Genomic DNA, 22,023 nt, shown 5'->3' on the forward strand with positions numbered 1-22,023 from the left:
GACGCGGCGCGTTCGCGTCGGATGCCAGAAAAGCACCCGAGAGGAATCGGTTCAGCAGCGGTAATGATGGCCGGCTGCGCGGGAATTATTGCAACTAAGTCCTAAGGCGTCCGGTGTGTGCGGGGTAAAGCAGGCCTCCGTAAGGTCAAGACGGCAAGGGGGGTAGGACGCATTGTCACCAATGCGTCGACGGCGACAAGCGGATCGTCGTGACGCGGCGCACGGTTCGGCGCGTGTTGCGCCCGCCGGGTGCTCAGGACCTGCAGCGGCTAGCGCCGACCCGCGCCACCAGGGGTAGCCAAGGGCGCTGGCGCCGCCCGCCTTACGCCCCGCTGACGCGCTGACAATGTTCGCGAAACCAGCGGTCCAGCCCCTGCTGCGCGCCGGCCCAGGTCGGCACCTCGCTGACTGCGCCGGGCGTCAGCCCGAGGCTTTCCCACGCCGAGTGCAAGAGTTGATCGACAGGCTTCCAGGAACGCCCCCCCAGATTCTGCGGCTCCAGGACAACGTCGTGCGCCTCGATCCACGCGTAAAGAGCTCGCTGGTCTTGCTCCGAGGGCAACTCGGCCGACTGCAGCGCCCGTGGCGAGGGCCTGCCGATCGCGGCCGCTTCCAGCCACGCGGCCAAGGCACCACCCAGCGGCTGCTCGGCCAGCATGGCTGACAACGCGACGCCCCGGCGCAGGTCCGCGAGCAGGTAAAGGCAGGCGCGCGGCGGCGTCTGCCCGCGAAAGAGCGTGCAGTGGAGGGCCCAAGTACGGGCGGAGGGCAAAGGGGACGTCTGCGGGGACATGGGCGATAACTGGAGAGCCGCTTCCTTTCGCAAGCAAAGCTCGCGCCGGCCGCGATGTCAAGCGCTGGCCACTCTGGCGTCTGCTCGCGGGGGTGCATGCTTTACATCGAATGCCTGTTGGCCCTCGACTTCCTTGCCTGATCTTCATCGACGTTGTTGAGGTCGAGGGCCACCGGCAAAGAGCTCAAACGAATTCGCTGCACTGAGAGTTGTTCCTCTCTATCGCTGCTAGATATCTGCATCAGGTTCGCCAGCGCCTACTGAGCTTCCTTCCATTTCGAAACAGTCATTCCGAAGTGCTTCCTGAACCAGAAAGCAAAGGCGCTTGAGCTGGAAAAGCCGAGCAAATCCGCGAGTTCGCTGAGCGAGCGGTCGCTGTCGAGAATCTGTCGCGAGGCGAGTTCGGACCGAACAAGTTGAAGCAGCGACGAAAAGCTGGTGTTCTCGGCGGTCAGACGCCGATGCAGGGTACGGCGATCCACGCCGAGGTGTCTTGCCACCTGGTCGGCCGTGCATCGGCCGTTGGGCAACATCGCAACTATGACCTGCCGAATGGTATGCGTGGCACTTTCATTCGCACCTGACAAAGCCTGATCCAAAAAGCGGCGAGCATAGGGCGCCAACTGGTAATCATTGACGGGCCGACGCGCGGCCAAGTCCTTTGCGTGGCACACGATGCCATTAAAGCTCGCATTAAATTCGACCGCCAATCCAAAGAAGGCCTTGTGGCATGTCGCACCGTGCGGTGGGCGGTGCTCGAAGCAGACGCTTCGCGGTCGCCAGCTTGGCCCCAATAGCTCCTCGATCATCCGATAGAGCACACCAATGGCCATCTCAATGGACTGTCGTACGGAGTCTTTGTCGTCCACCAGGATGTCTTCGCGAATCAGTACAGCCTCGCCATGGTCTTCAATGCAGGTCAGCAGTGAGGCATTGATCAGCCGCATGTAACGACACAGGCTCTCGAGCGCCTCTCGAGCCGTAGGCGCTTCGCGCATCACAGCGCTGATCTGTCCCAAGTTGGAGAGTCGTCGGCTCATCGCCAGTCGCAAGCCGAAATCTTCCACCCCTGCAGCGGCGGCACTGCTCTCCACTAGTTGGCGTGCCGCAATGGTGCTGATGGGTGCGTCGGGGTCCACAAGGGCGCGTGCACTCAACCCGGCCTTGCGCAGCATGGCTTCGGGATCCAGTCCGACATGACGTGCAAGATCCACGTAGCCGGTGAGGCTTGCGCTCCGGATCATGGGCATATATTTCTGCATTGCGGTGTCCCAATTTAGACATCTGATGTCCCAAATGATATATCGAAGTCGGCAGTCCAGTCCTAGGATTCCCGTGCCGAGCGAGATTCCTTCCTTCCTAGCCATGGGAAGAATTCACAAGTGCTTGACTCAACACTAGGAGACACCCTATGCATTTCCAAGACGGCGCCAATTTCCCTGAGAATCAACAGAAGCTCGTGATCACGGCAGCGCCCTATGCGCCGGCGTTCATGCCTTCCGATTTCCCGGAAGACATTGCGGTCACGATGGAAGAGCAAATCCAGAAAGCCGTTGACTGCTACAACGCCGGCGCCACCGTGCTGCATCTGCATGTGCGAGAGCTGGATGGCAAGGGTTCAAAGCGGCTGTCCAAGTTCAATGAACTCATCGCCGGTGTGCGCGCCGCGGTGCCCGACATGATCATCCAGGTGGGAGGATCGATCTCGTTTGCTCCGGAAAGCGAGGCCGACGTTGCCAAGTGGCTCTCCGACGATACCCGTCACATGCTGGCCGACCTCGATCCTAAGCCGGACCAGGTAACGGTCGTCGTCAACACGAACCAGATGAATGTGATTGAGCAGATGTGCGAAGCCGACCTCAAGGGCGTTTCCCTTGGTGAGCCAGGCATGATGCGCGCATACCGTGAAATGACAATCCCCGGTGGCCCGGAGTGGCTGGAGGAACATATCCGGCGCCTCTCCGCAAATGGCGTCCAGGCGCATTTCCAGCTTGCCAATACTACCCAGATCGAAACGCTCGAGCGCATGATGCGCCGCGGCGTGGCGAACGTGCCCTTGATCCTTACCTGGGTGGCGCTCGGCGGCGGCTTCGACGCGCCGAACATCTACAACCTGGCCAACTTCGTCCGCGCCTGCCCTGATGGCTCCGTGCTGACCCTTGAGTCGTCGATGCTGAATGTCCTGCCCACGAACATGATGGCGATCGCCATGGGACTGCATGTGCGCTGCGGCACTGAGGACAATATCTGGACGCAACGGCGCGACCGCAAGATGGGCACGGTCGAGCAGATCGAGCAGTTGGTCCGGATCTCCACGGAGTTTGGCCGTGACATTGCCAACGCCCAAGAGGCACGCGAGATCTACAAGATCGGCACGTTCTACAAGGATGCCGATGAAACGCTGGCTGCAAACGGTTTCGCGCCAAACCGCACCCCTGCCCAGCGTTCCGCACCGCGCCTGGTAGCTGCGTAAGAGGCCCGCGGCTCGGTCAACGACCGCATCCCACGTCTGCCTAAGCTGAGGCAGACGTGGGACTTTTAGCGCCCGTCAATGCGTACCGGCAACACTGCGATGCCGCCCAATGGCAGTGCAGACGGGCTTCCGCGTTCAACGGATACTGCAACACCCCATAGGACCATCGTCATGACCACGTCAACCGTGCTCATCGTCCCCGGCCTGCGCGACCAAGTCGCAGAGCACTGGCAAACGTTATTGGCTGAGCGGCTACCCAACGCTCGCACCGTACCGCCCATGGGTCGAGAAAACCTCGACTGTTCTCGTCGTGTCGCTGCCATCGAACAGGCGGTTGCGGACATTCAAGGCCCCGTCATCATGGTGGCCCATAGCGGCGGCTGCGTCATGGTCGCGCATTGGGCTTTGGTCACCGCTCATGCGGCACGCATCAAAGGCGTCCTCCTGGCCACGCCTCCCGATTTCGAACGGCCGATGCCTGAAGGCTACCCGCCTTTGGCTGCCATCGAGGCTGGTGGTTGGCTTCCGGTACCACGTCAGCGGCTGCCATTTCCTAGCCTGGTAGCGACAAGCCAGAACGATCCATTGGGAGAACTGTCCCGAGTTATCGAGCTAGCGCGCGCTTGGGGTAGCGACCTCGTCGACCTGGGCAAAGTCGGGCACCTCAACCCGGCCTCGGGCTACGGCCGCTGGCCGATGGCTGAGCAGTTGATTGCCAGACTGGAGGCGGATCCTGCAGATCAGGATCAGAAATAAGCGCTAGCGCTTGACGCCGCCTGACGGCCCTTATCGCCATTTGATTCGGGAGAACCAGCGGCATCGTGTCGATGCCGCTGTGTTTGACCCTGCGGCGCTCCTACGCTTTTCTGGCACGGGGCTGCCGACGGCTGGCGATAGTCACTGGGCGTAGCGCAAACATTGGAGGTGGTCTTCAACGGAGCGGCCGCCCCAAATGGGAGACACTCATGAACCTGCATTCCGCTTCCCCCCAGAATGGCGGCCCCGACGATTATCTCGTCGGCCGGCCGCAGGCCTGGTTCGCCTTTGCGATGACCTTCGCCTTGATGCTGTTCGACTACATCGACCGCCAAGTCATCGTCTCGCTGTTTCCTCATTTGAAACTAGCCTGGAGCCTGTCGGACAAGCAGCTCGGCGCCTTGGTGTCGATCATCTCCGTCGTCGTCGCCTTGGGCGGCCTGCCCGTGGCGCTGCTGGCCGACCGCATGAGCCGGGTCAAGAGCGTTGCCCTGATGGCCGCAGTCTGGAGTTTGGCGACAATCGCCTGCATGTTCACGCGGAACTACGCGCAACTGTTTGCCGCCCGCGCGATAGTGGGGGCGGGCGAAACCGGTTATGGTTCGGTGGGCGCAGCCTTGATTGCGAGCTTGTTCCCCAAGCGCCTGCGCTCGATGCTGCTAGGAGCCTTCTTCGCAGCCAGCTCGATAGGCGCCGTGCTCGGCGTGATGCTGGGTGGTGTCATCGCCGCGCGCTGGGGCTGGCAGGCCGCATTCGGCGTGGTGGGCTTTCCGGGCCTTGTGCTGGCGATTTTGTATCTGCTGGTGCCTGACTATAAGACCGTGGCACTCACGCCTCGCCTGGCCCACGCGCAGGAGTCGGCGCAGAACTTCATTCGGCACGTCGTCACCGCGCTTTCGAACTCACGCACAGTCTGGTGGACCTGCGTCGGCGCCGCGTTTCAACTGGTCGTAGTGTCGACCATCTGGGCATGGTTGCCCAGCTATTTCAATCGCTCTTTCGGCATCCGACCGGATCAGGCTGCAATGCAGGCGGCCCTCATTGTCTTGTGCGGCGCGCTGGGCGCCATCGTTTGGGGCGTCGTTGCCGATTTCTTTGCGGCACGGCGACCGCGTAACAAGCTCATCGTGGTGGCTGTGCTGTGCGTGGTGACCCTGGTGGTCTTCACAGCAGCCTTTACCGGGCCGGCATCGGCCAGTTGGCAGTTCTCGCTGATCGCGCTCGGCGGATTCCTGATGACTTGCACGGTTGGGCCGGCTGCGGGCATCGTCCTGGATGTGGTGCATCCGGGTGTCCGCTCCACGGGCGCTGCCTTGCTGTCGCTCTTTCAGAATCTCTTTGGTCTCGCCGTTGGACCCTTCGTGGGCGGTGCCATCTCTGATGCCTGGGGGTTGCAGACGGCCCTTGCGGTCATGCCGGCGTTCGGCCTCGTCGCAGCGCTCTGTTTCCTGATCGCTGCGCGCAGCTATGAGACGGAATTGCGTCAGGTTGCCGATGTCCGCTTGGATGCCAACACCTCGCCAACGGGATCGGCAGCGGCGGTACCTGCTTGATCTTACCGCCCTCGAGCGACGAATTCTCGTCAGTCCGAGGATGTCGCCGTGGGCGTTCCCGGGCCGGGGCAGGTACGCCTGCGTCACGAGGTCGTCGGGCTGGACTTTGCCGATACGGGGCAAAGTGGGCACATCCAGGGGTACTTCGTGGTGCGACACGTGCAGTACCGCAAAGCGGCATAGCGGACGCTCGCGATAACTACCTTGACACACGCCGTGGCGCGAAATGAGAAAGCAATGACGCTCAAAGAGAATCGTCTTTCTTCTCGATGAATCATATTTGCCTACAGCAAGCTCTGCGGTGCATTGCTCGAAGAAAATTCCAAGGAGACGATATGAGAATAGAACAACTGACCTGCGCCATCGGTGCGGAACTGCTCGATGTGAATCTGGGCGATGCAGCGCGGGACGACGGCCTGTTCAAGGAAATCTACGCCGCACTACTGAAGCACAAAGTGCTGTTCCTGCGCGATCAGAACCTGGAGAAGTTTTCGCGTCTCGATCATGTGGCCTTCGCCCGGCGCTTGGGCGAACTGGAAGACCATCCCATGGTGCCCAGCCACCCGGACGCGCCGGGCCTGGTGCAGATCTATAAGACCCCGGAAAATCCGCCCGACCGCTACGAAAATGCCTGGCACTGCGACGGCACCTTCCGCGAGTCCCCGCCCATGGGCGCGGTGCTGCGCTGCATTGAGTGCCCGCCAGTGGGCGGCGACACGATGTGGGCCAACATGGTACTGGCCTACGAAAAGTTGCCGGACGACGTCAAAAAGGAAATCGATGGCCTGATCGCCAACCACAGCTTCAATTCCACCTGGGCCGCAGCCATGCCCAAGGAAAAGCGCCTGGCGATGAAGGCGCAATACCCGGATGCCGAGCACCCGGTGGTGCGTACCCATCCGGAAACCGGCGAGAAGGCTCTGTTCGTCAGTGGCTTCGCGAGCCACTTCGTGAATTACCATACCAAGGAGCGCGTGCGTTACGGCCAGGATCACAGCAAGGGCAGCAGTGATTTACTGCAGTACCTGATTAGCCAAGCCTACGTTCCGGAGTATCAAGTGCGTTGGCGCTGGAAGCCGTACAGCGTAGCGATGTGGGATAACCGCTGCACCCAGCACTATGCCGTGATGGATTACCCGCCCTGCCACCGCAAGATGGAGCGTGCGGCCATCATTGGCGACAAGCCGTTCTAAAAAGAAAGCCCAAGGACCGGTGTCGCACGCTGGACGAGCAAATCCAGAAGGCAGTCGATTGGTGCAACGCCGGCGCCACCGTGCTGCACGTGCACAGGGCGTAATCAGCCTGCGTTGCCGTCGCACCCTGCTTGCGCGCCGCGGCTGGCGGAGGCAGGGACGGCTTGCGTTGCGGGCTCCTGCCATATCCGCGCCGGTGCTTGCCCCGTTTGCGCCGGCCCTCGCGTGCGTTGCGCATCGGCCGTCCGCCAGTCGCTGGGGCTGCAGCCGAAATGGCCGCGGAACCATCGCGCAAAGGCGCTGTGTACGGAAAAACCGAGCAACTCCGCGACATAGCCGACCGCGCGTTCGCTGGACCCTAGATACTGGACGGCAAGGCTCTCGCGCACCTCGTCGAGGACGCAACTGAAGGTCGTTCCTTCCTGCACCAGCCTGCGGTGCACCGTGCGCCGGTCAACGCCAAGCTGGCTTGCGACCCGTTCAACACTACACTGCCCGGTGGGCAGCAAGGAATACACAAGGCGCCGGACCTTTTCCGTCATGGTCTGCTTGGTTTGCGCTAGCAGCGAGTCGAGGAATACACGGGTGTATTGGGCCATCTCCGGATTCGCTGCTGGCGGTACCGCCTGAAGATCCTTTGAGGCGCACACGAAACCGTTGAAATCGCTGTCAAACTCGACGGCCTTGCCGAAGATCCGCATATGGTTGGTCAAGCCTTTCGGCGCGCCATGCAAGAAGCACACGCGTTGTGCCTGCCAGTGCGGGCCGATCAGCTCGCGCAGCATCCGGAACAGCGAACCCAGCACCATTTCGTCCGCCTGCCGCGTGTGTGCCTGGTGCTCAACCATCAGCGACATGCGGATCAGCAGCGTGTCGGCGCTCTCTTCGATATCGACCAGCACCGCCTCACTGTGCAGCGACATGTATCGCAACATCGAATTCAGTGCATCGCGCAACGTCGGTTCTTCGCGGATCACCAGGCTGAGCGGTCCGAGGATCGACAACCTGCGCTTTTCGCACATGCGCAGACCGAAATCCTCGACGCCGGACGCCGCCGCCGAGACTTCGAGCAGCCGGCAAGCCGCGGTTGCCGAGATCAGGCTGTCGGTCTGATCGAGACAAGCGCGGGGAAGCCCGACCGTTGCCAGCATTTGGTACGGGTCGAGCCCGACAGCACGTGCGGTCTCGGCATAGCCTTGCAGAGTGGCACTGCGAACCAATCGATACATGGGAAGCCTCTACTGAAGGTTGCCGACGCGGAGCGGGCCAAGGGACTCCGGAAAATACTAACGATACGTGCAGCCGCTTGCAATCGTGGTCTATACGGGGTTCGGGGGGACTTCGGCATGCCCGGCCTCGACAGTTGGACTCAGGCGGATTAGCCAGAACGCGCCCCGATGCTGTGGTGCAGGTAAAGCTATTTGCAAGAGCGGCAGATCCGGCGCGCCGGATCTCGCCAGGTGCCGTTCCGTGGAACTCTTCATCAGCAACGAAATCGCCACAATCTCATCTCTTGCCTACAACTCCTGCGCCGCCGCACTGGGTCGGCGACAGCTTTCGCCGTCGGAGCGGTTACCAAACGGGCACCCTGTCTGGCGATTGACTTTCCGGGTACCGGCGTGACTTTTTGGGGCATGCGGTGCGTGCATGCCGACAACCCGCCTCGCGGCCGTCGCCAAAGCGTCTGCCGGGTCACGAGGAATTCGGATGGGCATACGGGTTGACCCTGTCTGTCCCGAATAGATAAGGGTGCGTCCCGTCAGGCAAATCCCCGCACCGACTCCCTCCACACAATAGTTGCCAGTAGCGAACTAGCGCCGCCGGCGCTTCAGATTCATTGTCCCGGCGTTCTTTGAGGGGAACCATGATGCCTTATGAATACCAGCGAGTCTTTCCATCCCTCCGTGCGCATGCCCGGAGAGCTCCCGATGTGCAAGACAACCTGCGCACTTGGACAATGGCGCGGCTTCCGGCATTCCTGCACGTACCGGCCAACATCTGCGGAGGGCACCATGCACAGTACTGAACGCTTTCTGGTAACCGGCGCGTTGGGCTGCATCGGCGCCTGGATCGTGCGGCGCCTCGTGCGAGAGGACGTACCCGTGGTCGCCTTCGATGCAGGTTCAGATATGCAACGGCTACGCTTGCTGATGAACGACGCGGAGCTGTCGCGCGTGACGTTCGCCCGGGGCGACATCGCCGACCTGGACCTGTTGCAGGAAATCCTGGACGCGCATCGCATCACGCACGTCATCCATCTTGCCGCCCTGATCCATCCGAGGTTCAGGAGCGATCCGCCGCTGGGAGCACGCGTCAACGTACTGGGCGGCGTGAACCTGTTCGAGGCGGTGGCCCGGCGCAGCACGCAGGTCCGGCGCATCGTGTATGCGTCTTCGATCGCAATCTACGGAAGGCCGGACGCGGAGGCCGTCGCCCATGACAGCCCGGGGAGTCCAGACACTCTCTACGGTGTGTTCAAGCAAGCCGAGGAGGCGATGGCGCGCGTGTACTTCCATGACCGCGGCGTCACCAGTATCGGCCTGCGCCCCGCGACAGTGCTCGGCGTGGGCCGTGACTTTGGCCTCACCGCGGCCCCGACCCAGGCGATCCTGGCGGCGGCACAGGGCCGACCGTTCCATATTCCGTACGCCGGCCGCAGCCAGATCCATTACGCCGACGACCTTGCACGCATCTTCATCGCCTGCGCACGGGCAGAATACAGCGGCGCAGACGTCTTCAACATGCGCGGCACGGTGGCCGATATGCGAGAGCTGATCGGGGCCATCGAGTCAGTTGCACCAGGCGCGCGCGGGACGATCACCTGTGACGGCCCTGCGCTGGGCCTGCCCGAGGACTACGACGCCAGTGCCCTGGAGCGTGTTATCGGCGCGCTGCCGCGCACACCACTGCCTGAGGCGGTGAGGGAAACCTTCAATCTCTTCCACAGCAGCATCGCCAGCGGAGCGCTCGACGGCGCAGGCCCCGCAAACGCATACGGTACCGTGGTAAGGGAGGCCTGAACCGATGGTTGCCGACTCCACCCTGACCATGGCCGATACCCCGGAGCAGGTCGGACTGTCCGCACCGCGGCTGCAACGCATCACGGCGGTGCTAGATGCCGACGTCGAACGGGGCAGGATCCCGGGCGCCGTCGTCCTGATCGCGCGCCGGGGCAGAATCGCCTTCTTCGAAGCCATGGGATTCGAGAAGGGGAACGACCCGTCCCGCCGGATGCAGCGCGATTCGGTCTTTCGCCTTGCTGCGTTGACCCGCCCTGTGGTCTGCGCGGGCGCGCTGATGCTGATGGAGGAAGGCCGGTTGGCACTGAGCGATCCTGTCGAGCACTTTCTGCCCGAATTCAGCAACATGCAAGTCGGCGTCGAGCAGTTCGACGTGGCGACTGGGATGCGACATCTTGTGCTCGAGCCGGTGCGGCGCGCGATAACCGTACATGACTTGTTCCGTCATACATCTGGACTGACGTACGGGCCGTTCGGAGATTCGCTGGTCCAGCGGATGTATCGGAATCACGAACTCCTGAACAGCCAGCAGACCAATGCAGAGATGGCTATCAAGCTGGCCTCCCTGCCGCTGCAATGCCAGCCGGGTACGGCTTTTGAGTATGGCATGTCTACCGACGTGCTTGGCCACATCATCGAAGTGGTGTCGGGGACTGACCTCGATCGTTTCATTACTGAGCGCGTGGCGCGTCCGCTGGGCATGCACGCGACCGGGTTCCACCTGGCGAAGACGGGCACCGCCGGCCTCGCATTGCCAAGGCAGGATCCCGCCGGCCCGAAGGGTGTTCTGTCCGACTACGACGCCGCCAATCCGCCCAAATGGTTCTCCGGCGGTGCCGGCCTCCTGTCGACCGCCGGCGACTACGCGCGCTTTTGCCAGATGCTGCTGAACGGCGGCGTGCTCGACGGCACCCGCCAGCTCTCAAGCAAGAGCGTGGAATGGATGCTGGCCGACCACCTGCCGGCTGAGCTCGCCTATGGCAGCTCGACGCGGGGCCTGGGTATCAATGCACCCTTGCCGGAGATCGGTCAGGGCTATGGGCTTGGCGTGGGCGTGCGCAATGCGAAAGGCTTGTGCCCGGTGCCGGGCTCGGTGGGCGACTTCTACTGGGGCGGCGCGCTCGGCACCTATTTCTGGGCCGACCCGGCCGAGGAGCTGATCACGATCCTGATGCTGCAGGAGAACGACATGACCATCCGCACGTGGTACCGGACCTTCCTGCGCAACGTCGTTTACGGGGCGCTGGAAGACTGAGCGATATGCAGAAAACTAGTGCACCGGCGACCTGCTACGGCCGCCATCAAGGACAAAGTCTGGAGGTATAAGCATGGCAACGAAGAACCGACGCTGGATTCTCAGGCAGCGCCCGAGTGGCGACATCAGAGAGACCGATCTCCAGCTCGTCGAGGCACCGATACCGCAGCCGCGCGACGGTGAGATCCTGGTGCGCAACGTCTACCTGATGGTGGCACCGACCAACCGTGTGTGGATGAGCGACATCGATCAGTACATGGCCCCCGTTGCGATCGGCGAAGTCATGCGCGGCGGAACCATGGGCGTTGTGGTCGAGTCGAACCACCCCCAATTCAAGCCGGGCGACATCGTCGAGGGCGGCATGGCCTGGGAAGAATACTCGGTCACCAAGCACGCGCGCCGGATTCCGGTGGAGTACGGCCTGCCCCTGCACGCCTTTGCCAGCGTGCTGGGCAATTCTGGCATGACCGCCTACTTCGGCCTGCTCGATATCGCCAAGCCGAAGGCCGGCGAAACGCTGGTGGTTTCGGCAGCAGCAGGCGGTGTTGGTTCGATTGCGGGACAGATCGGGAAGATACTGGGCTGCCGGGTCGTCGGGATTGCCGGCGGCGAGCACAAGTGCCGGCTGGCGACAGAAGAGTTCGGCCTGGATGCTTGTGTCGACTACAAACGCGGCAATGTGCTGGCCGATCTTCGCTCGGCTTGCCCGAACGGCATCGATGTGGACTTTGAGAACGTCGGCGGGGACGTGATGGACGCGGTCCTCACGCACCTGAACGTTGGCGCGCGTGTCGCGCTGTGCGGCATGATTTCGACCTACAACGCCAGCGGAGAGTGGTGGAGCCCGAAGAAGTTCCACAACATCATCATGAAGCGTGCGCGGGTCGAGGGTTTCCTGATCGCCGACTATTTCCCGAAATTTCCGCAGGCCCTCGATGACATGGTGCAATGGGTTAAGGACGGCCTGATCAAATACCGGGTCGATATTGTCGATGGCATCGAGAACGCGCCCGCGGCGCTGAACCGCATCTTTACCGGCGCAAACATCGGTAAGCAGCTCGTTCGGCTGTCGCCCGAGCCCGCGCTCGGCTGAATGCCGGATCCCAACCACCAAGGACTCCTATGACCCGCGAAACCACCACCACTGACAAAGGGGCGCCTCCGGGATTCGCCGACCTCCGCGGCAAAGCGGCAATCATCACCGGGGCGGCTTCCGGCATTGGCCTGGCGCTGGCGCACGCGCTGGCTGCGCAGGGCGTCGATCTCGCGCTGGCCGACATCGATGGCGGCGCGCTCGACGCCGCGCGCGCCGCACTTGTCGCAAGCGGCCGGCGCATCGTCACGCGCGTGCTCGACGTATCCATCGACGCCGACGTGCGTGCCGCGGCAGCAGAATTCGAAGCGCAACTGGGAAAGATCCACCTGCTATTCAACAACGCCGGCATCGACATGAGCGGCACGTTGGAATCGCTGTCCGAGGAAGACTGGAAGCGCGTCTTCGGTGTCAACGTATTCGGCGTGATCCATGGCATCCGCCATTTCGTGCCGCTCCTGCGCCGCCATGGCGAAGCGGCCCATGTCGTGAATACCGCCTCGGGCGCAGGCTTCTGGGTGAACAGCGACATCCAGATGGGCGCTTACGCCGCCACCAAATCCAGCGTGGTGGCCCTGTCCGAGGCGCTCGAGCAAGAGCTTTGTGAAACGTGTGTAGGCGTTTCGGTCTTGTGTCCGGGACCGGTGGCGACGCCAATCGCCGAGCGCTCCAGCCATTCGTCTGAGCGCCTGCGGGCGACTATCGCCGCGGGAACGGCACCGCAGAAGGTGGCCGAACAAGTGCTCGTCGCCATTCGTGCGGGCGAGTTCTATGTCTTCACGCCCACACGAATGAGGACCGGATTAGAAAAACGATTCGGGCGGATTCTGGAGGCACTGGACCGCTTTCAGTAAAGGAGACAAGGATGAACCTACCGGCTGATTTGCAAAGCGGCGCTGGGGACGACTATCTGGTTAGCCGGGGGCGAGCCTGGTTTGCCTTTTGGATGAGCTTCGCGCTGATGTTGTTTGACTATATCGACCGTCAGGTGGTCGTGTCGCTGTTTCCCCAACTGAAAGCGGCCTGGGGTCTGTCCGACAAGGAACTCGGTGGGCTTGTCTCGATCATCCCCATTGTCGTCGCGATAGGCGGCCTGCCGGTCGCACTGATCGCGGATCGCGTGAGCCGGGTCAAGAGTATTGCCTTGATGGCCGGGCTCTGGAGCCTGGCGACGATCTCCTGCCTGTTCACACGCAACTATTCGCAGCTTTTTGCCGCGCGCGCGGTGGTGGGCCTTGGAGAGACCGGCTATGGCTCGGTGGGCGCGGCGCTAATCGCCGGCCTGTTTCCGAAGCGTTTGCGCTCCAGGCTGCTTGGCGCCTTCTTTGCCGCCGCCTCTGCGGGCGCAGTGCTCGGTGTGCTGCTCGGCGGCCTGATTGCAGCCAAATGGGGTTGGCAATCGGCGTTCGGTGTGGTCGGGGTGCCAGGGCTGGTGTTGGCCCTGCTGTACTTGCTAGTGCCCGATTACAAGACGGTAGCGCTGACACCCCAGCTTGAAGAAGGCAAGCGCTCCGCCGGGAGCGTGATTAGCCACATCACGAAGGCAATGCTGAACTCGCCGTCCTTATGGTGGACGTGCTTGGGCCAAGCCTTCCAGGTTACCGTGGTATCCACGATTTGGGCATGGACACCGAGTTACCTGAACCGCGTCTACGGTATTGCCCCGGCCAAGGCGGGGGCGCTAGCGTCAATGGTCGTACTGAGCGGTGCGTTAGGAGTCTTCATCTGGGGGTTCGTTTCGGATCGCGTCAGCTTGCGCAAACCGCGTAACAAGCTGGTCCTTTGTGCCGCCTTGTGCATCGTGACCCCGTTCTTGTTCGTGGCAGCGTTCAGTGGTGCGGTCGTCACCGGATTTCAGCCCCAATTCGTGCTTATTCTCATCGGCGGCTTCCTGATGACCTGCTCGGTAGCCCCGACAGCCGACGTTGTGCTTGACGTTGTCCATCCGGGCATGCGTTCCACAGGAGCCGCAGTGCTGTCGCTATTCCAGAACCTGTTTGGCTTGGCCGTTGGTCCCTTTGTGGGGGGCGCGATATCTGATGCTTGGGGATTGCAAACGGCGCTGATGGCCATGCCGGCGTTTGGTGTGCTTGCGACGCTTAGCTTCTGGCTGGCCGCCCGCAGCTACGAGTCCGACACGCGCCAACTGGCGAACGTCGAGCTGAAGGCTGCTTCCCTCCCGGAAGCCGTGGTGGCCCTGCAGGGCTGAGGATCCCCCGGCCTGGGCTGGCCTGGGCAGGGGCCCAGCGGTCGTCAGATAGATGTCGGTACGCTTGGATAGGCTCGAACCTGGTAGCTGCGTACGTAAGAGGCCCGTGGCCTTGTCAACGAACGCGTCCCACGTCTGCCTCTAAGCTGAGGCAGTCGCGGGACTTTTATACGCGCCCGTCAATGCGTGCCACGCCGTCGAGGCTGGCGGCTGGCTTCCGGTACCGCGTCAGCGGCTGCCATTCCCTAGCCTGGTAGCCACCAGCCAGAACGATCCCTTGAGGGAATTGTCCCGGCTTGTGGAACTGGCGCATGCCAGGGCTAGTGACCTCGTCGATCTGGGCAAAGTCGAGCACCTCAACCCAACCTCGGGCTACGGCCCCTGGCCAATGGCTGAGCAGTTGATTGCCAGACTGGAGGGAGTGGGAGGTCCGGCGTTGTTGATTTCGTAGTTTGATTCGATCACCCAAGGTTGAACTCATAATTTTGGAGACGCTTCGATGCAGACCGCTGCTCGCCCGCACTTCCACTTCTGGCCAAAATTCTTACCGACCCAGGTCGTGTTGCCTGAGACCTCGCTCTGGTACAACCTGGAAGTATCTGCCCACCGCTATCCGGACAAGGCCGCGATCCACTATTTTGACAGGGTGTTCACGTTCAGTGAACTGGAAGCGGAAGCCGTGGCCCTCGCTGGCTGGCTGCAGCAAAAGGCGGGCGTGAAGAAGGGCGACCGGGTGCTGCTCTACATGCAGAATTGCCCGCAGTTCATCATCAGCTACTACGCGATCCTGCGTGCCGATGCCGTGGTGGTGCCGGTCAACCCGATGAATCGCACTGAGGAGTTCAAGCACTACGTCACCGATGCTGGTGCGCGCGTGGCCATCTGCACCGCGGAGCTGGGGGGCGGCGTCGAGCAGGCGCTGTCCGAACTGGCGCCGGCCGAGCGCCTGCATCATCTGCTGGTGACGCAATATTCGGACGCACTGCCGGCGACTCATGAGCATGCTGAAGACGCCCAGGCCGCCTGGCTGACTACCCAGCACCCGCTGCCGGCCGGTGCCACGCCGTGGGCCGAAGCGATCGGCGCCGGCCTTCAGCCAGGGCCGCACACGGCCAGACCTGACGACATGGCGGTGATGCCCTACACGTCGGGCACCACGGGCTTCCCGAAGGGCTGCATCCACACGCACCGCTCGGTAATGCACAACGCCATCGGCGGTTCAATCTGGACCCGAACCAGCGCGGAGTCGGTGATCCTGTCGGTGCTCCCACTGTTTCACGTTACCGGCATGCAACTCGGGATGAACGGCCCCATCCACAGCGGTGCCACGGTGGTGATGCTGCCGCGCTGGGACCGGGAGGCGGCCGGCCGCCTGATCTCGCGCCACCAGATTACGCACTGGACAAACATCACCACCATGGTGATTGACTTCCTTAACAACCCCAACTTAGCGCAGTTCGACCTGTCGAGCCTGCTCTATATCGGCGGCGGCGGCGCGGCCATGCCGGAGGCCGTTGCCGAGCGCCTGCGCGAGCAGTTCGGACTGAACTACCTTGAAGGCTACGGCCTGTCGGAGACGATGGCGCCAACCCACTACAATCCCTTTGACCGTCCCAAGCTGCAGTGCTTGGGCGTGCCGGTCTTCAACACCGATGCGCGCGTGGTCGACCCGGTCACGCTCAAGGAGGTGCCGCCCAATGAGATCGGAGAGATCATCGTGTCCGGGCCGCAAGTGTTCAAGGGATACTGGGGCAATGAAGACGCGACGCGCGAGGCCTTCATTAAGTTCGAGGGCAAGACATTCTTCCGCACTGGCGACCTAGGCCGCGTGGACGAAGAGGGCTACTTCTTCATCACCGATCGCCTTAAGCGCATGATCAACGCGTCGGGCTTCAAGGTGTGGCCGGCTGAAGTCGAAAACCTGCTGTACAAGCATCCGGACGTGCAGGAGGCCTGCATCATCGGTACGCGCGACGCGTATCGCGGCGAAACCGTCAAGGCCGTGGTGGTGCTGCGCGCGCATGCCAGGGGCAAGACCAAGGCCGAGGACATCGTCGAGTGGGCCAAGGAAAACATGGCCGCCTACAAGTACCCGCGCGTGGTCGAATTCGTCGATGCGCTGCCTAAATCTGGCACTGGCAAGGTGATGTGGCGCCAATTGCAGGAAGCGGAAAATGTCCGCAGCATAGGCGCGTTGCAGGCGTCGGCCTAGGTGGTGTGCCGACTACTGCGGCTGCCTTGGGAGAGTGCGGCGACGTGGTGTAGGGCGAGGGGGCGGCACGGTTGGAAGTTGTGGGTTACGTTAGGAAAGGCGAGGTAGCGCTGCAATCAAATTCGGGCATGCGAATGTGTCTGCGACACATGAACCAGCATGAACTGTTGCGGACGAAATCAAGAGACGGAACAATTCGGCTGACTGCTTGCCGGGCAATGAGCCACATTCGCATCGCCATTTCGGACAGCGCCAATGCTTCCGGGCGGCGCCCCGCTGAAACGCGAAGAGAGGCATGCCAAGATTTGACGTTGTGCGCCGCAGCGCAAAATTGCGAATTCCGGCAGACCCTCTTCAGCAGGTGTTAAAAGCGCAACCATCAGTTAGCACCGGTGGCACACAGCAAATAGTTTGGGCAGATGAGTTCTGATGGTTACGCGACGCGACGCGACATCCGGCGTCCTATTTGCGCTCCTCTAGCGGTACGAACTTCTGGTCTTCTGGCCCGGTGTAGTTGGCGCTCGGTCGGATGATTTTGTTGTCGGCGCGCTGCTCAATGATGTGCCCCGTCCAGCCCGAGATGCGCGCGAGCACGAACAGCGGGGTGAACATCGCGGTCGGCACGCCCATCATGTGGTAGCTGACGGCGCTGAACCAGTCCAGGTTCGCGAACATCTTCTTGATGTCCCCCATCACCGTCTCCAGGCGCTCGGCAATGTCGAACATCTTCATCGAGCCGGCGTCCTTGGACAGCTTGCGCGCCACTTCCTTGATCACCTGATTGCGCGGGTCGGAAACGGCATACACCGGGTGGCCGAAGCCGATCACCACTTCCTTGTTCTCGACGCGGCGCGTGATGTCGGCCTCGGCTTCATCTGGGGTCTCGTAACGCTTCTGGATCTCGAACGCCACTTCATTGGCGCCGCCGTGCTTGGGGCCGCGCAGCGCGCCGATCGCCCCGCAGATGGACGAGTACATGTCCGAGCCCGTGCCAGCGATCACGCGGCCGGTGAAGGTCGAGGCGTTGAACTCGTGCTCCGCGTACAGGATCAGCGAGGTGTGCATGGCGCGCTCCCACAGCGCCGAGGGCTTCTCGCCGTGCAGCAGATGCAGGAAGTGGGCGCCGATGGTGTCGTCGTCGGTCTCGACCTCGATGCGCCGTCCGTTGTGGCTGTAGTGGTACCAATACAGCAGCATCGAGCCGAGGCTCGCCATCAGGCGGTCGGCGATGTCGCGCGCGCCCGGGGCGTTGTGGTCTTCCTTCTCCGGCAGCACGGTGCCCAGTACGGAGACGCCGGTGCGCATCACGTCCATCGGGTGGGCGCTGGCGGGCACCCATTCCAGCGCCGCCTTGACGTTGGCGGGCAGGCCGCGCAGGGCCTTGAGCTTGGCCTTGTAGGCGCGCAGTTCGGCCACTGTGGGCAGCTTGCCGTGCACCAGCAGGTGGGCAATCTCTTCGAATTCGCACGCGTCGGAAATGTCGAGGATGTCGTAGCCGCGATAGTGCAGATCATTGCCGGTGCGGCCGACCGAGCACAGCGCGGTGTTGCCGGCGGTCACACCTGACAGGGCGACGGATTTCTTAAGTTTGGGGGTAACTTGCGGTTGAGCTTCTGACATCGAGAGTCTCCTTGGTGTGATGTCTGTATTGGCCTGCACGCGGCAGTAAAAGCGGTTAGGACTCGCCGGGCCATCTTGTCTCTTGTGTCCAAGTCATCTCGTCCTTGCGGGCCACCATCGGCGGCGCCAGGCTGAACGCGATGCGGAAGTCGCCTTCGAACTGCTGCTTCAGGCTCTCCACGACCTCAGGCGACGAGTGAAAACGAGCGACCTCGTATTCATCCTTGTACGCAAGCAGCTCACGTTGTCGGCCCGGTTGAGTACGATGGCTCTCGGCATTTGCTCAACTCCTGTATAGGTATTGATGACAACTGTAGAGAGTCGACCTGGAAATAGTCAAGCAAAATAACGAATTTGCCGAGAAGAGCACTACTTCCAAATGATAACTCCTATATAGAAGTGTATGTGCGCGGTGTCTTATCGTCATCACAACGGCGCTTGTCGCAAATTGCGCCGAGTGATCAAGGAGGGGCTGTGCGTGAAGGTGGCGGCCCGCTTGAGGAAGATTGCGGATCACTCGTCTTTCGAGCGCGGAAACCCTTCGGCACGTTCGGCGCGGGCTACCTGATGCGCCCGCTTGGCGGGCTGGTGATCGGCGCATATGCCGACCGCCGCGGCCGCAAGCCGACTGTCCTGCTCTCGATGTGGCTGATTGGAACGCTGGATGGCGCAGAATGTGGCGGGATATCCCGGACCGCTGACGACCGACCAGTTCAAGGGCGGGCAGTCTAATCCCACCTACTGTCTGCGCACACGCCGCCTATACGGATGCGATGAACGCGACGCTGGCCAGGCTGCACACGGCGATCGGCCTCGGCGATTACGGCAAGGCGGGCGGCTATGTTGCTCGTCAGCTGGCACGCTGGTCGGGGCAGTACCTGAGCGACGAGCTGGCCGGCCGGCATCCGGCGATGGACCGGCTGGTCGACTGGTTGCCACAGCATCTGCCTGCTGTCGCTGAGGTTGCCATCACCCATGGCGACTTCCGGGCCGACAACATGATCTTCCGCCCTGTAGAACCTCGGGTGCTGGCCGGTCTGGACTGGGAACTGTTCGTATTCTTCAATCCAATTGCCATCGGGAGATAACAGATGGCTTACGCCTGCGTCACCAGGCCGTCAGGCTGAACTTTGCCGATGCGTACTTCCGCCCGGGCCCACAGCGTTTAGAGGCCGTTTTGGCCTCGCTAGCGGCCATTCGTGCTGTTCAGGTGGCTGTCGGCTTTTCGGTCAACTCGGTCATCGAGGGTAGGCGGGCGACTGACTCAAACTGGCCGGAAAGGGCCCGCGACGCGCCGCAAGCCGATCGTCTCCTCTTCGCAGCCGAAAGCGGCCGCTACCCCGGCAACCAAGCTTCCGCTTCAACCCACTGCCGCCACTAGGCCCGACTTCGCGGCAGCGCTCCACACGCTGCTACGCACCACCGCCACAAGGCCCGGCACAGGGTCGGGAATTGGTGATTCGTCGCGCTCGACCAGGCCGGCTGGACCCGTCAGTGCGGTTGAAGTGCCGCCCCTGCCGTCATCATTACTGCATCCTCTCATTGCCCTAACGCTTCCCAAGCTCTTCGGATCTGTCGTCGGTATAACTCTCGCGGGGGGGGGGGGGGGGGGGGGGGGGGGTAAACGCCGGCGAGACGGGCGATCAGGATCGCGACGAACAAGCTGCCGGTGATCTGTTCCAACATGCACATGCCGCGTGCCGCGCGCGTGAGTGGCGTGATGTCGCCGAAGCCTGTGCTCGTGAGGACGGTCATGCTGAAGTAAAGCGCGTCGTCATAAAGAGCCGATCCGGCTGCCCGACGACCATATACGAGTGCGGGTAGAAGAATCCGATGCTCGCGTAGACGTACGCCCAGAGGACGCCGATCAACAGATACGCCGCTGCGGCGCCAAACAGCTTGTCCGGCGTCATGATCCTGGGCTGGAAAACATAGCGGAGAAGATACGCGGCACTGATGAAATAGAGTGCGCCGCTGAACATCCAGGAGACGGCAAGGCTGCTGTCGTCGTCGTGCCACAGTCCGAGCTACTGGAACCACATGGCCGGAATGGCAAGTAACAGCGCGATCACGAACGACAGGGTCGTGCGGCGGACCGCTGCCACGGTCGCTATCAGGAGGAACATATTGACGACGTTCAGGATGAGGCGGCCGCTGTCGCTCGCAGGGACAAACGACACCGCACCGATGAGCGTGAGCAGCACAACAAACAGCCAAAAACAGCGCTGGTAGAAAATGCGCGACAGCGCTTCGCGCGTGGTACGAATAGCCATGGTGACCTCTCCCCCCGGCTCGCACATGTCGCAGCCAGATTCGCCGGACCGCGTGTGACGGGTGTATAGAGTTGCGCGCACCCGCGCAAGCCTCGACTGGCACCGTATTGAGCGTCGCCGCACGTAGACGTTCGGCGGTCTATCCCGCGGCGTTAGCACATTGCGCGGCAGCCCTCATGCCGTCTGGTCGAAATCACTTTTCCCATTCGGAGAGCACCCAATCGACGTGTATATTGAGTGTTCCGGAAGATGTTCCGACCGGGCGCCTTTCGGAGACAAACCATGCGCAAACTCATAATGGGCATCGTTGAATTCCGCGAGAAAATGCTGCCGCAGTACGCGAAGCAGTTCAGCAAACTGGCGCTTGCGCAGACACCTGACGCGCTCTTCATCACGTGCTCGGACAGCCGGGTTGTGCCCGACCTGCTTGCCTCGACCCATCCGGGCGACCTGTTCACAATGCGCAACGTCGGCAACCTGATACCACCGGCGACTGCGGAGGGTGCCTCTACCGGTGACCTTTCCGAGGCAAGCGCGATCGAGTACGCAGTGCTGGTATTGAAAGTCGCGAATATTGTTGTGTGCGGGCATTCCGAGTGCGGTGCGATGAAAGCCGTATATACGCGCAACGCCAAGCTGAAAGCGCCGAACCTCGATAAATGGCTGTACCACGCCAACAACGCCGCATTTCGCCTCGAACACGAAGGTCCGCTCGATGACAGGCTGAAACCGCACGATCAATTGTCGCAACTCAACGTACTTGTGCAGCTTGAGCATCTGATGACATACCCGATCGTCCACCAGCAGGTCAATGCCGGGGCAATGGTATTGATCGGTTGGTGGTTCGACATCGCGACTGGCGCCATGTATGCCTACGAACGCACGAGCCGCTCATTCGAAGTCATCGACCGGGCGATGGCTGACCGGATCATTGCGCGCCTTGCCACACGAGCGCGGTAAAGGTGCATCAAGGACGATGTCGATGGCGCCTCAGGACGCGACCGGTGCGCTCCGCCGCGTTGTCGCGCCGAGGCAAAAGAAGTATCCAGCGGAAGCCAGCCCTAGTGTTTTCAGCCGACACTATTCGCGCGCAAGTCGGGCCGGGCGATCGCTGGACCGAGGCCGCCCGGAATTCCCATTGGGCGGTCGGAATGAAGTCCTGCCGGGCCCGCCGGATTGCGGAGGTGACAGGAATCCGGCGCGCTAACGCCCCGGACGCTAGCTATCGCCAGCCTGCTCCGGCCCATGCAGCACCGCCATCTCACTCAACACCAGCGTCTCGTGCGCCAGTGCGGAAGCCAGCGCCAGGATGCCGGCCTGGATCGCCGGTTCCAGCGCGGCGAAGGTATCGCGGCTGGCGGCGTAGTCGCTGGCCATGAACAGCAGGCCGTGCAGTTGCGCGGCCTTTTCCGCGGCGACGGTCAGCGGGGATTCGAGCGGGAAGTGGGTGGTGAGGAAGAGGGACGAGCCGCTGTGTTCGGCGGTGAGTCCGTAGCGGGTGTGCTTTGGCATGGGCGGGGCTCCTTGGGAGGGATGCGGTTGTCCGCCTACGTTGCACGGGCTGCTAAACCCG

21 protein-coding genes and 2 pseudogenes are annotated in these 22,023 nt (G+C 62.2%); 14 read left to right on the plus strand and 9 right to left on the minus strand.

Annotated features, from left to right (window positions below):
• Positions 1 to 322: 322 nt before the first annotated feature.
• Together AC1Z3O_RS23265 and AC1Z3O_RS23270 are read right to left on the minus strand one after the other, a co-directional pair.
• Positions 323 to 793, minus strand: coding sequence for a hypothetical protein (locus AC1Z3O_RS23265; RefSeq protein WP_483518232.1), 471 nt, complete (start codon positions 791 to 793; stop codon positions 323 to 325).
• Between the two features lie 257 nt (positions 794 to 1,050).
• A complete protein-coding gene (locus AC1Z3O_RS23270) occupies positions 1,051 to 2,055 on the minus strand; it encodes an AraC family transcriptional regulator (RefSeq protein ID WP_483518233.1) in 1,005 nt (334 codons plus the stop codon).
• 149 nt (positions 2,056 to 2,204) lie between these two features.
• Here AC1Z3O_RS23270 and AC1Z3O_RS23275 point away from each other — a divergent pair, with 149 nt between their 5' ends.
• From AC1Z3O_RS23275 to AC1Z3O_RS23290, 4 genes are all read left to right on the plus strand, one after another.
• A complete protein-coding gene (locus AC1Z3O_RS23275; protein ID WP_483518234.1) occupies positions 2,205 to 3,266 on the plus strand; it encodes a beta-keto acid cleavage family enzyme in 1,062 nt (353 codons plus the stop codon).
• A 171-nt stretch (positions 3,267 to 3,437) separates the two neighbouring features.
• The gene (locus AC1Z3O_RS23280; protein ID WP_483518235.1) at positions 3,438 to 4,022 is read left to right on the plus strand and encodes an RBBP9/YdeN family alpha/beta hydrolase; all 585 of its coding nucleotides are present in this window, start codon (positions 3,438 to 3,440) and stop codon (positions 4,020 to 4,022) included.
• Positions 4,023 to 4,231: 209 nt separating this feature from the next.
• Positions 4,232 to 5,575, plus strand: coding sequence for an MFS transporter (locus tag AC1Z3O_RS23285; RefSeq protein ID WP_483518236.1), 1,344 nt, complete (start codon positions 4,232 to 4,234; stop codon positions 5,573 to 5,575).
• Positions 5,576 to 5,910: 335 nt separating this feature from the next.
• On the plus strand, positions 5,911 to 6,768 hold the full coding sequence (locus AC1Z3O_RS23290) for a TauD/TfdA dioxygenase family protein (protein WP_483521935.1): 858 nt from the start codon (positions 5,911 to 5,913) through the stop codon (positions 6,766 to 6,768).
• Positions 6,769 to 6,872: 104 nt separating this feature from the next.
• Here AC1Z3O_RS23290 and AC1Z3O_RS23295 read toward each other — a convergent pair whose 3' ends face one another.
• Positions 6,873 to 7,997 carry an AraC family transcriptional regulator gene (locus AC1Z3O_RS23295; protein WP_483518237.1) on the minus strand — a complete coding sequence of 375 codons (1,125 nt, stop codon included), beginning with the start codon at positions 7,995 to 7,997 and terminating at the stop codon, positions 6,873 to 6,875.
• 783 nt (positions 7,998 to 8,780) lie between these two features.
• On the opposite strand from AC1Z3O_RS23295, the gene AC1Z3O_RS23300 reads away from it, so the two are divergent.
• From AC1Z3O_RS23300 to AC1Z3O_RS23330, 7 genes and pseudogenes are all read left to right on the plus strand, one after another.
• Positions 8,781 to 9,788, plus strand: a complete 1,008-nt coding sequence (locus AC1Z3O_RS23300; RefSeq protein ID WP_483518238.1) for an NAD-dependent epimerase/dehydratase family protein — start codon at positions 8,781 to 8,783, stop codon at positions 9,786 to 9,788.
• Between the two features lie 4 nt (positions 9,789 to 9,792).
• Entirely contained in the window at positions 9,793 to 11,043 is a 1,251-nt protein-coding gene (locus AC1Z3O_RS23305) for a serine hydrolase domain-containing protein (RefSeq protein ID WP_483518239.1), read from the plus strand.
• A gap of 73 nt (positions 11,044 to 11,116) precedes the next feature.
• Positions 11,117 to 12,136: an NADP-dependent oxidoreductase gene (locus AC1Z3O_RS23310; RefSeq protein ID WP_483518240.1), complete on the plus strand. Its 1,020-nt coding sequence runs from the start codon at positions 11,117 to 11,119 to the stop codon at positions 12,134 to 12,136.
• 29 nt (positions 12,137 to 12,165) lie between these two features.
• A complete protein-coding gene (locus AC1Z3O_RS23315; RefSeq protein ID WP_483518241.1) occupies positions 12,166 to 12,990 on the plus strand; it encodes an SDR family NAD(P)-dependent oxidoreductase in 825 nt (274 codons plus the stop codon).
• 11 nt (positions 12,991 to 13,001) lie between these two features.
• Positions 13,002 to 14,345 carry an MFS transporter gene (locus tag AC1Z3O_RS23320; RefSeq protein WP_483518242.1) on the plus strand — a complete coding sequence of 448 codons (1,344 nt, stop codon included), beginning with the start codon at positions 13,002 to 13,004 and terminating at the stop codon, positions 14,343 to 14,345.
• A gap of 193 nt (positions 14,346 to 14,538) precedes the next feature.
• A pseudogene (locus tag AC1Z3O_RS23325) lies at positions 14,539 to 14,796 on the plus strand (alpha/beta hydrolase); the annotation flags it as partial.
• A gap of 48 nt (positions 14,797 to 14,844) precedes the next feature.
• A complete protein-coding gene (locus tag AC1Z3O_RS23330; RefSeq protein WP_483518243.1) occupies positions 14,845 to 16,557 on the plus strand; it encodes a long-chain fatty acid--CoA ligase in 1,713 nt (570 codons plus the stop codon).
• A 462-nt stretch (positions 16,558 to 17,019) separates the two neighbouring features.
• On the opposite strand, the gene prpC is transcribed toward AC1Z3O_RS23330, so the two are convergent.
• Positions 17,020 to 18,177, minus strand: coding sequence for a bifunctional 2-methylcitrate synthase/citrate synthase (prpC, locus tag AC1Z3O_RS23335; protein ID WP_483518244.1), 1,158 nt, complete (start codon positions 18,175 to 18,177; stop codon positions 17,020 to 17,022).
• Positions 18,178 to 18,232: 55 nt separating this feature from the next.
• Positions 18,233 to 18,415 (minus strand): DUF6537 domain-containing protein, encoded by a 183-nt coding sequence (locus AC1Z3O_RS23340; protein ID WP_483521936.1) that lies wholly within the window; start codon positions 18,413 to 18,415, stop codon positions 18,233 to 18,235.
• A 299-nt stretch (positions 18,416 to 18,714) separates the two neighbouring features.
• On the opposite strand from AC1Z3O_RS23340, the pseudogene AC1Z3O_RS23345 reads away from it, so the two are divergent.
• Together AC1Z3O_RS23345 and AC1Z3O_RS23350 are read left to right on the plus strand one after the other, a co-directional pair.
• Positions 18,715 to 18,831, plus strand: a pseudogene (locus tag AC1Z3O_RS23345) (MFS transporter); the annotation flags it as partial.
• A 119-nt stretch (positions 18,832 to 18,950) separates the two neighbouring features.
• Complete coding sequence (locus AC1Z3O_RS23350) at positions 18,951 to 19,265, plus strand: phosphotransferase (protein ID WP_483518245.1); 315 nt, start codon at positions 18,951 to 18,953, stop codon at positions 19,263 to 19,265.
• Between the two features lie 451 nt (positions 19,266 to 19,716).
• Here AC1Z3O_RS23350 and AC1Z3O_RS23355 read toward each other — a convergent pair whose 3' ends face one another.
• From AC1Z3O_RS23355 to AC1Z3O_RS23365, 3 genes are read right to left on the minus strand one after another with little or no spacing between them, the layout of a single operon-like run.
• Entirely contained in the window at positions 19,717 to 19,932 is a 216-nt protein-coding gene (locus AC1Z3O_RS23355) for an ion channel (RefSeq protein WP_483518246.1), read from the minus strand.
• On the minus strand, positions 19,929 to 20,159 hold the full coding sequence (locus AC1Z3O_RS23360) for a hypothetical protein (protein ID WP_483518247.1): 231 nt from the start codon (positions 20,157 to 20,159) through the stop codon (positions 19,929 to 19,931). The genes AC1Z3O_RS23355 and AC1Z3O_RS23360 overlap by 4 nt, the downstream gene beginning before the upstream one ends.
• Positions 20,160 to 20,204: 45 nt before the next feature.
• Positions 20,205 to 20,450: a hypothetical protein gene (locus tag AC1Z3O_RS23365; protein ID WP_483518248.1), complete on the minus strand. Its 246-nt coding sequence runs from the start codon at positions 20,448 to 20,450 to the stop codon at positions 20,205 to 20,207.
• Positions 20,451 to 20,732: 282 nt separating this feature from the next.
• On the opposite strand from AC1Z3O_RS23365, the gene AC1Z3O_RS23370 reads away from it, so the two are divergent.
• Positions 20,733 to 21,410, plus strand: coding sequence for a carbonic anhydrase (locus AC1Z3O_RS23370; RefSeq protein ID WP_483518249.1), 678 nt, complete (start codon positions 20,733 to 20,735; stop codon positions 21,408 to 21,410).
• 258 nt (positions 21,411 to 21,668) lie between these two features.
• Here the strand turns inward: AC1Z3O_RS23370 and AC1Z3O_RS23375 are convergent, their stop codons facing one another.
• Positions 21,669 to 21,962, minus strand: coding sequence for a hypothetical protein (locus tag AC1Z3O_RS23375; protein WP_483518250.1), 294 nt, complete (start codon positions 21,960 to 21,962; stop codon positions 21,669 to 21,671).
• Positions 21,963 to 22,023 lie beyond the last annotated feature (61 nt).

Source organism: Cupriavidus sp. 09_S30, assembly GCF_056930435.1.

What these genes read in the sequence shown, in the direction of transcription:
- AC1Z3O_RS23305 (WP_483518239.1), top strand. Translation starts at nt 9,793, where the DNA reads ATGGTTGCCGACTCCACCCTGACCATGGCCGATACCCCGGAGCAGGTC.
- AC1Z3O_RS23270 (WP_483518233.1), bottom strand. Translation starts at nt 2,055, where the DNA reads ATGCAGAAATATATGCCCATGATCCGGAGCGCAAGCCTCACCGGCTAC.
- AC1Z3O_RS23360 (WP_483518247.1), bottom strand. Translation starts at nt 20,159, where the DNA reads ATGTTCAGCGGCGCACTCTATTTCATCAGTGCCGCGTATCTTCTCCGC.
- AC1Z3O_RS23290 (WP_483521935.1), top strand. Translation starts at nt 5,911, where the DNA reads ATGAGAATAGAACAACTGACCTGCGCCATCGGTGCGGAACTGCTCGAT.
- AC1Z3O_RS23295 (WP_483518237.1), bottom strand. Translation starts at nt 7,997, where the DNA reads ATGTATCGATTGGTTCGCAGTGCCACTCTGCAAGGCTATGCCGAGACC.
- prpC (WP_483518244.1), bottom strand. Translation starts at nt 18,177, where the DNA reads ATGTCAGAAGCTCAACCGCAAGTTACCCCCAAACTTAAGAAATCCGTC.
- AC1Z3O_RS23285 (WP_483518236.1), top strand. Translation starts at nt 4,232, where the DNA reads ATGAACCTGCATTCCGCTTCCCCCCAGAATGGCGGCCCCGACGATTAT.
- AC1Z3O_RS23355 (WP_483518246.1), bottom strand. Translation starts at nt 19,932, where the DNA reads ATGACCGTCCTCACGAGCACAGGCTTCGGCGACATCACGCCACTCACG.
- AC1Z3O_RS23370 (WP_483518249.1), top strand. Translation starts at nt 20,733, where the DNA reads ATGCGCAAACTCATAATGGGCATCGTTGAATTCCGCGAGAAAATGCTG.
- AC1Z3O_RS23330 (WP_483518243.1), top strand. Translation starts at nt 14,845, where the DNA reads ATGCAGACCGCTGCTCGCCCGCACTTCCACTTCTGGCCAAAATTCTTA.
- AC1Z3O_RS23300 (WP_483518238.1), top strand. Translation starts at nt 8,781, where the DNA reads ATGCACAGTACTGAACGCTTTCTGGTAACCGGCGCGTTGGGCTGCATC.
- AC1Z3O_RS23315 (WP_483518241.1), top strand. Translation starts at nt 12,166, where the DNA reads ATGACCCGCGAAACCACCACCACTGACAAAGGGGCGCCTCCGGGATTC.
- AC1Z3O_RS23310 (WP_483518240.1), top strand. Translation starts at nt 11,117, where the DNA reads ATGGCAACGAAGAACCGACGCTGGATTCTCAGGCAGCGCCCGAGTGGC.
- AC1Z3O_RS23265 (WP_483518232.1), bottom strand. Translation starts at nt 793, where the DNA reads ATGTCCCCGCAGACGTCCCCTTTGCCCTCCGCCCGTACTTGGGCCCTC.
- AC1Z3O_RS23375 (WP_483518250.1), bottom strand. Translation starts at nt 21,962, where the DNA reads ATGCCAAAGCACACCCGCTACGGACTCACCGCCGAACACAGCGGCTCG.
- AC1Z3O_RS23365 (WP_483518248.1), bottom strand. Translation starts at nt 20,450, where the DNA reads ATGGCTATTCGTACCACGCGCGAAGCGCTGTCGCGCATTTTCTACCAG.
- AC1Z3O_RS23320 (WP_483518242.1), top strand. Translation starts at nt 13,002, where the DNA reads ATGAACCTACCGGCTGATTTGCAAAGCGGCGCTGGGGACGACTATCTG.
- AC1Z3O_RS23350 (WP_483518245.1), top strand. Translation starts at nt 18,951, where the DNA reads ATGAACGCGACGCTGGCCAGGCTGCACACGGCGATCGGCCTCGGCGAT.
- AC1Z3O_RS23275 (WP_483518234.1), top strand. Translation starts at nt 2,205, where the DNA reads ATGCATTTCCAAGACGGCGCCAATTTCCCTGAGAATCAACAGAAGCTC.
- AC1Z3O_RS23280 (WP_483518235.1), top strand. Translation starts at nt 3,438, where the DNA reads ATGACCACGTCAACCGTGCTCATCGTCCCCGGCCTGCGCGACCAAGTC.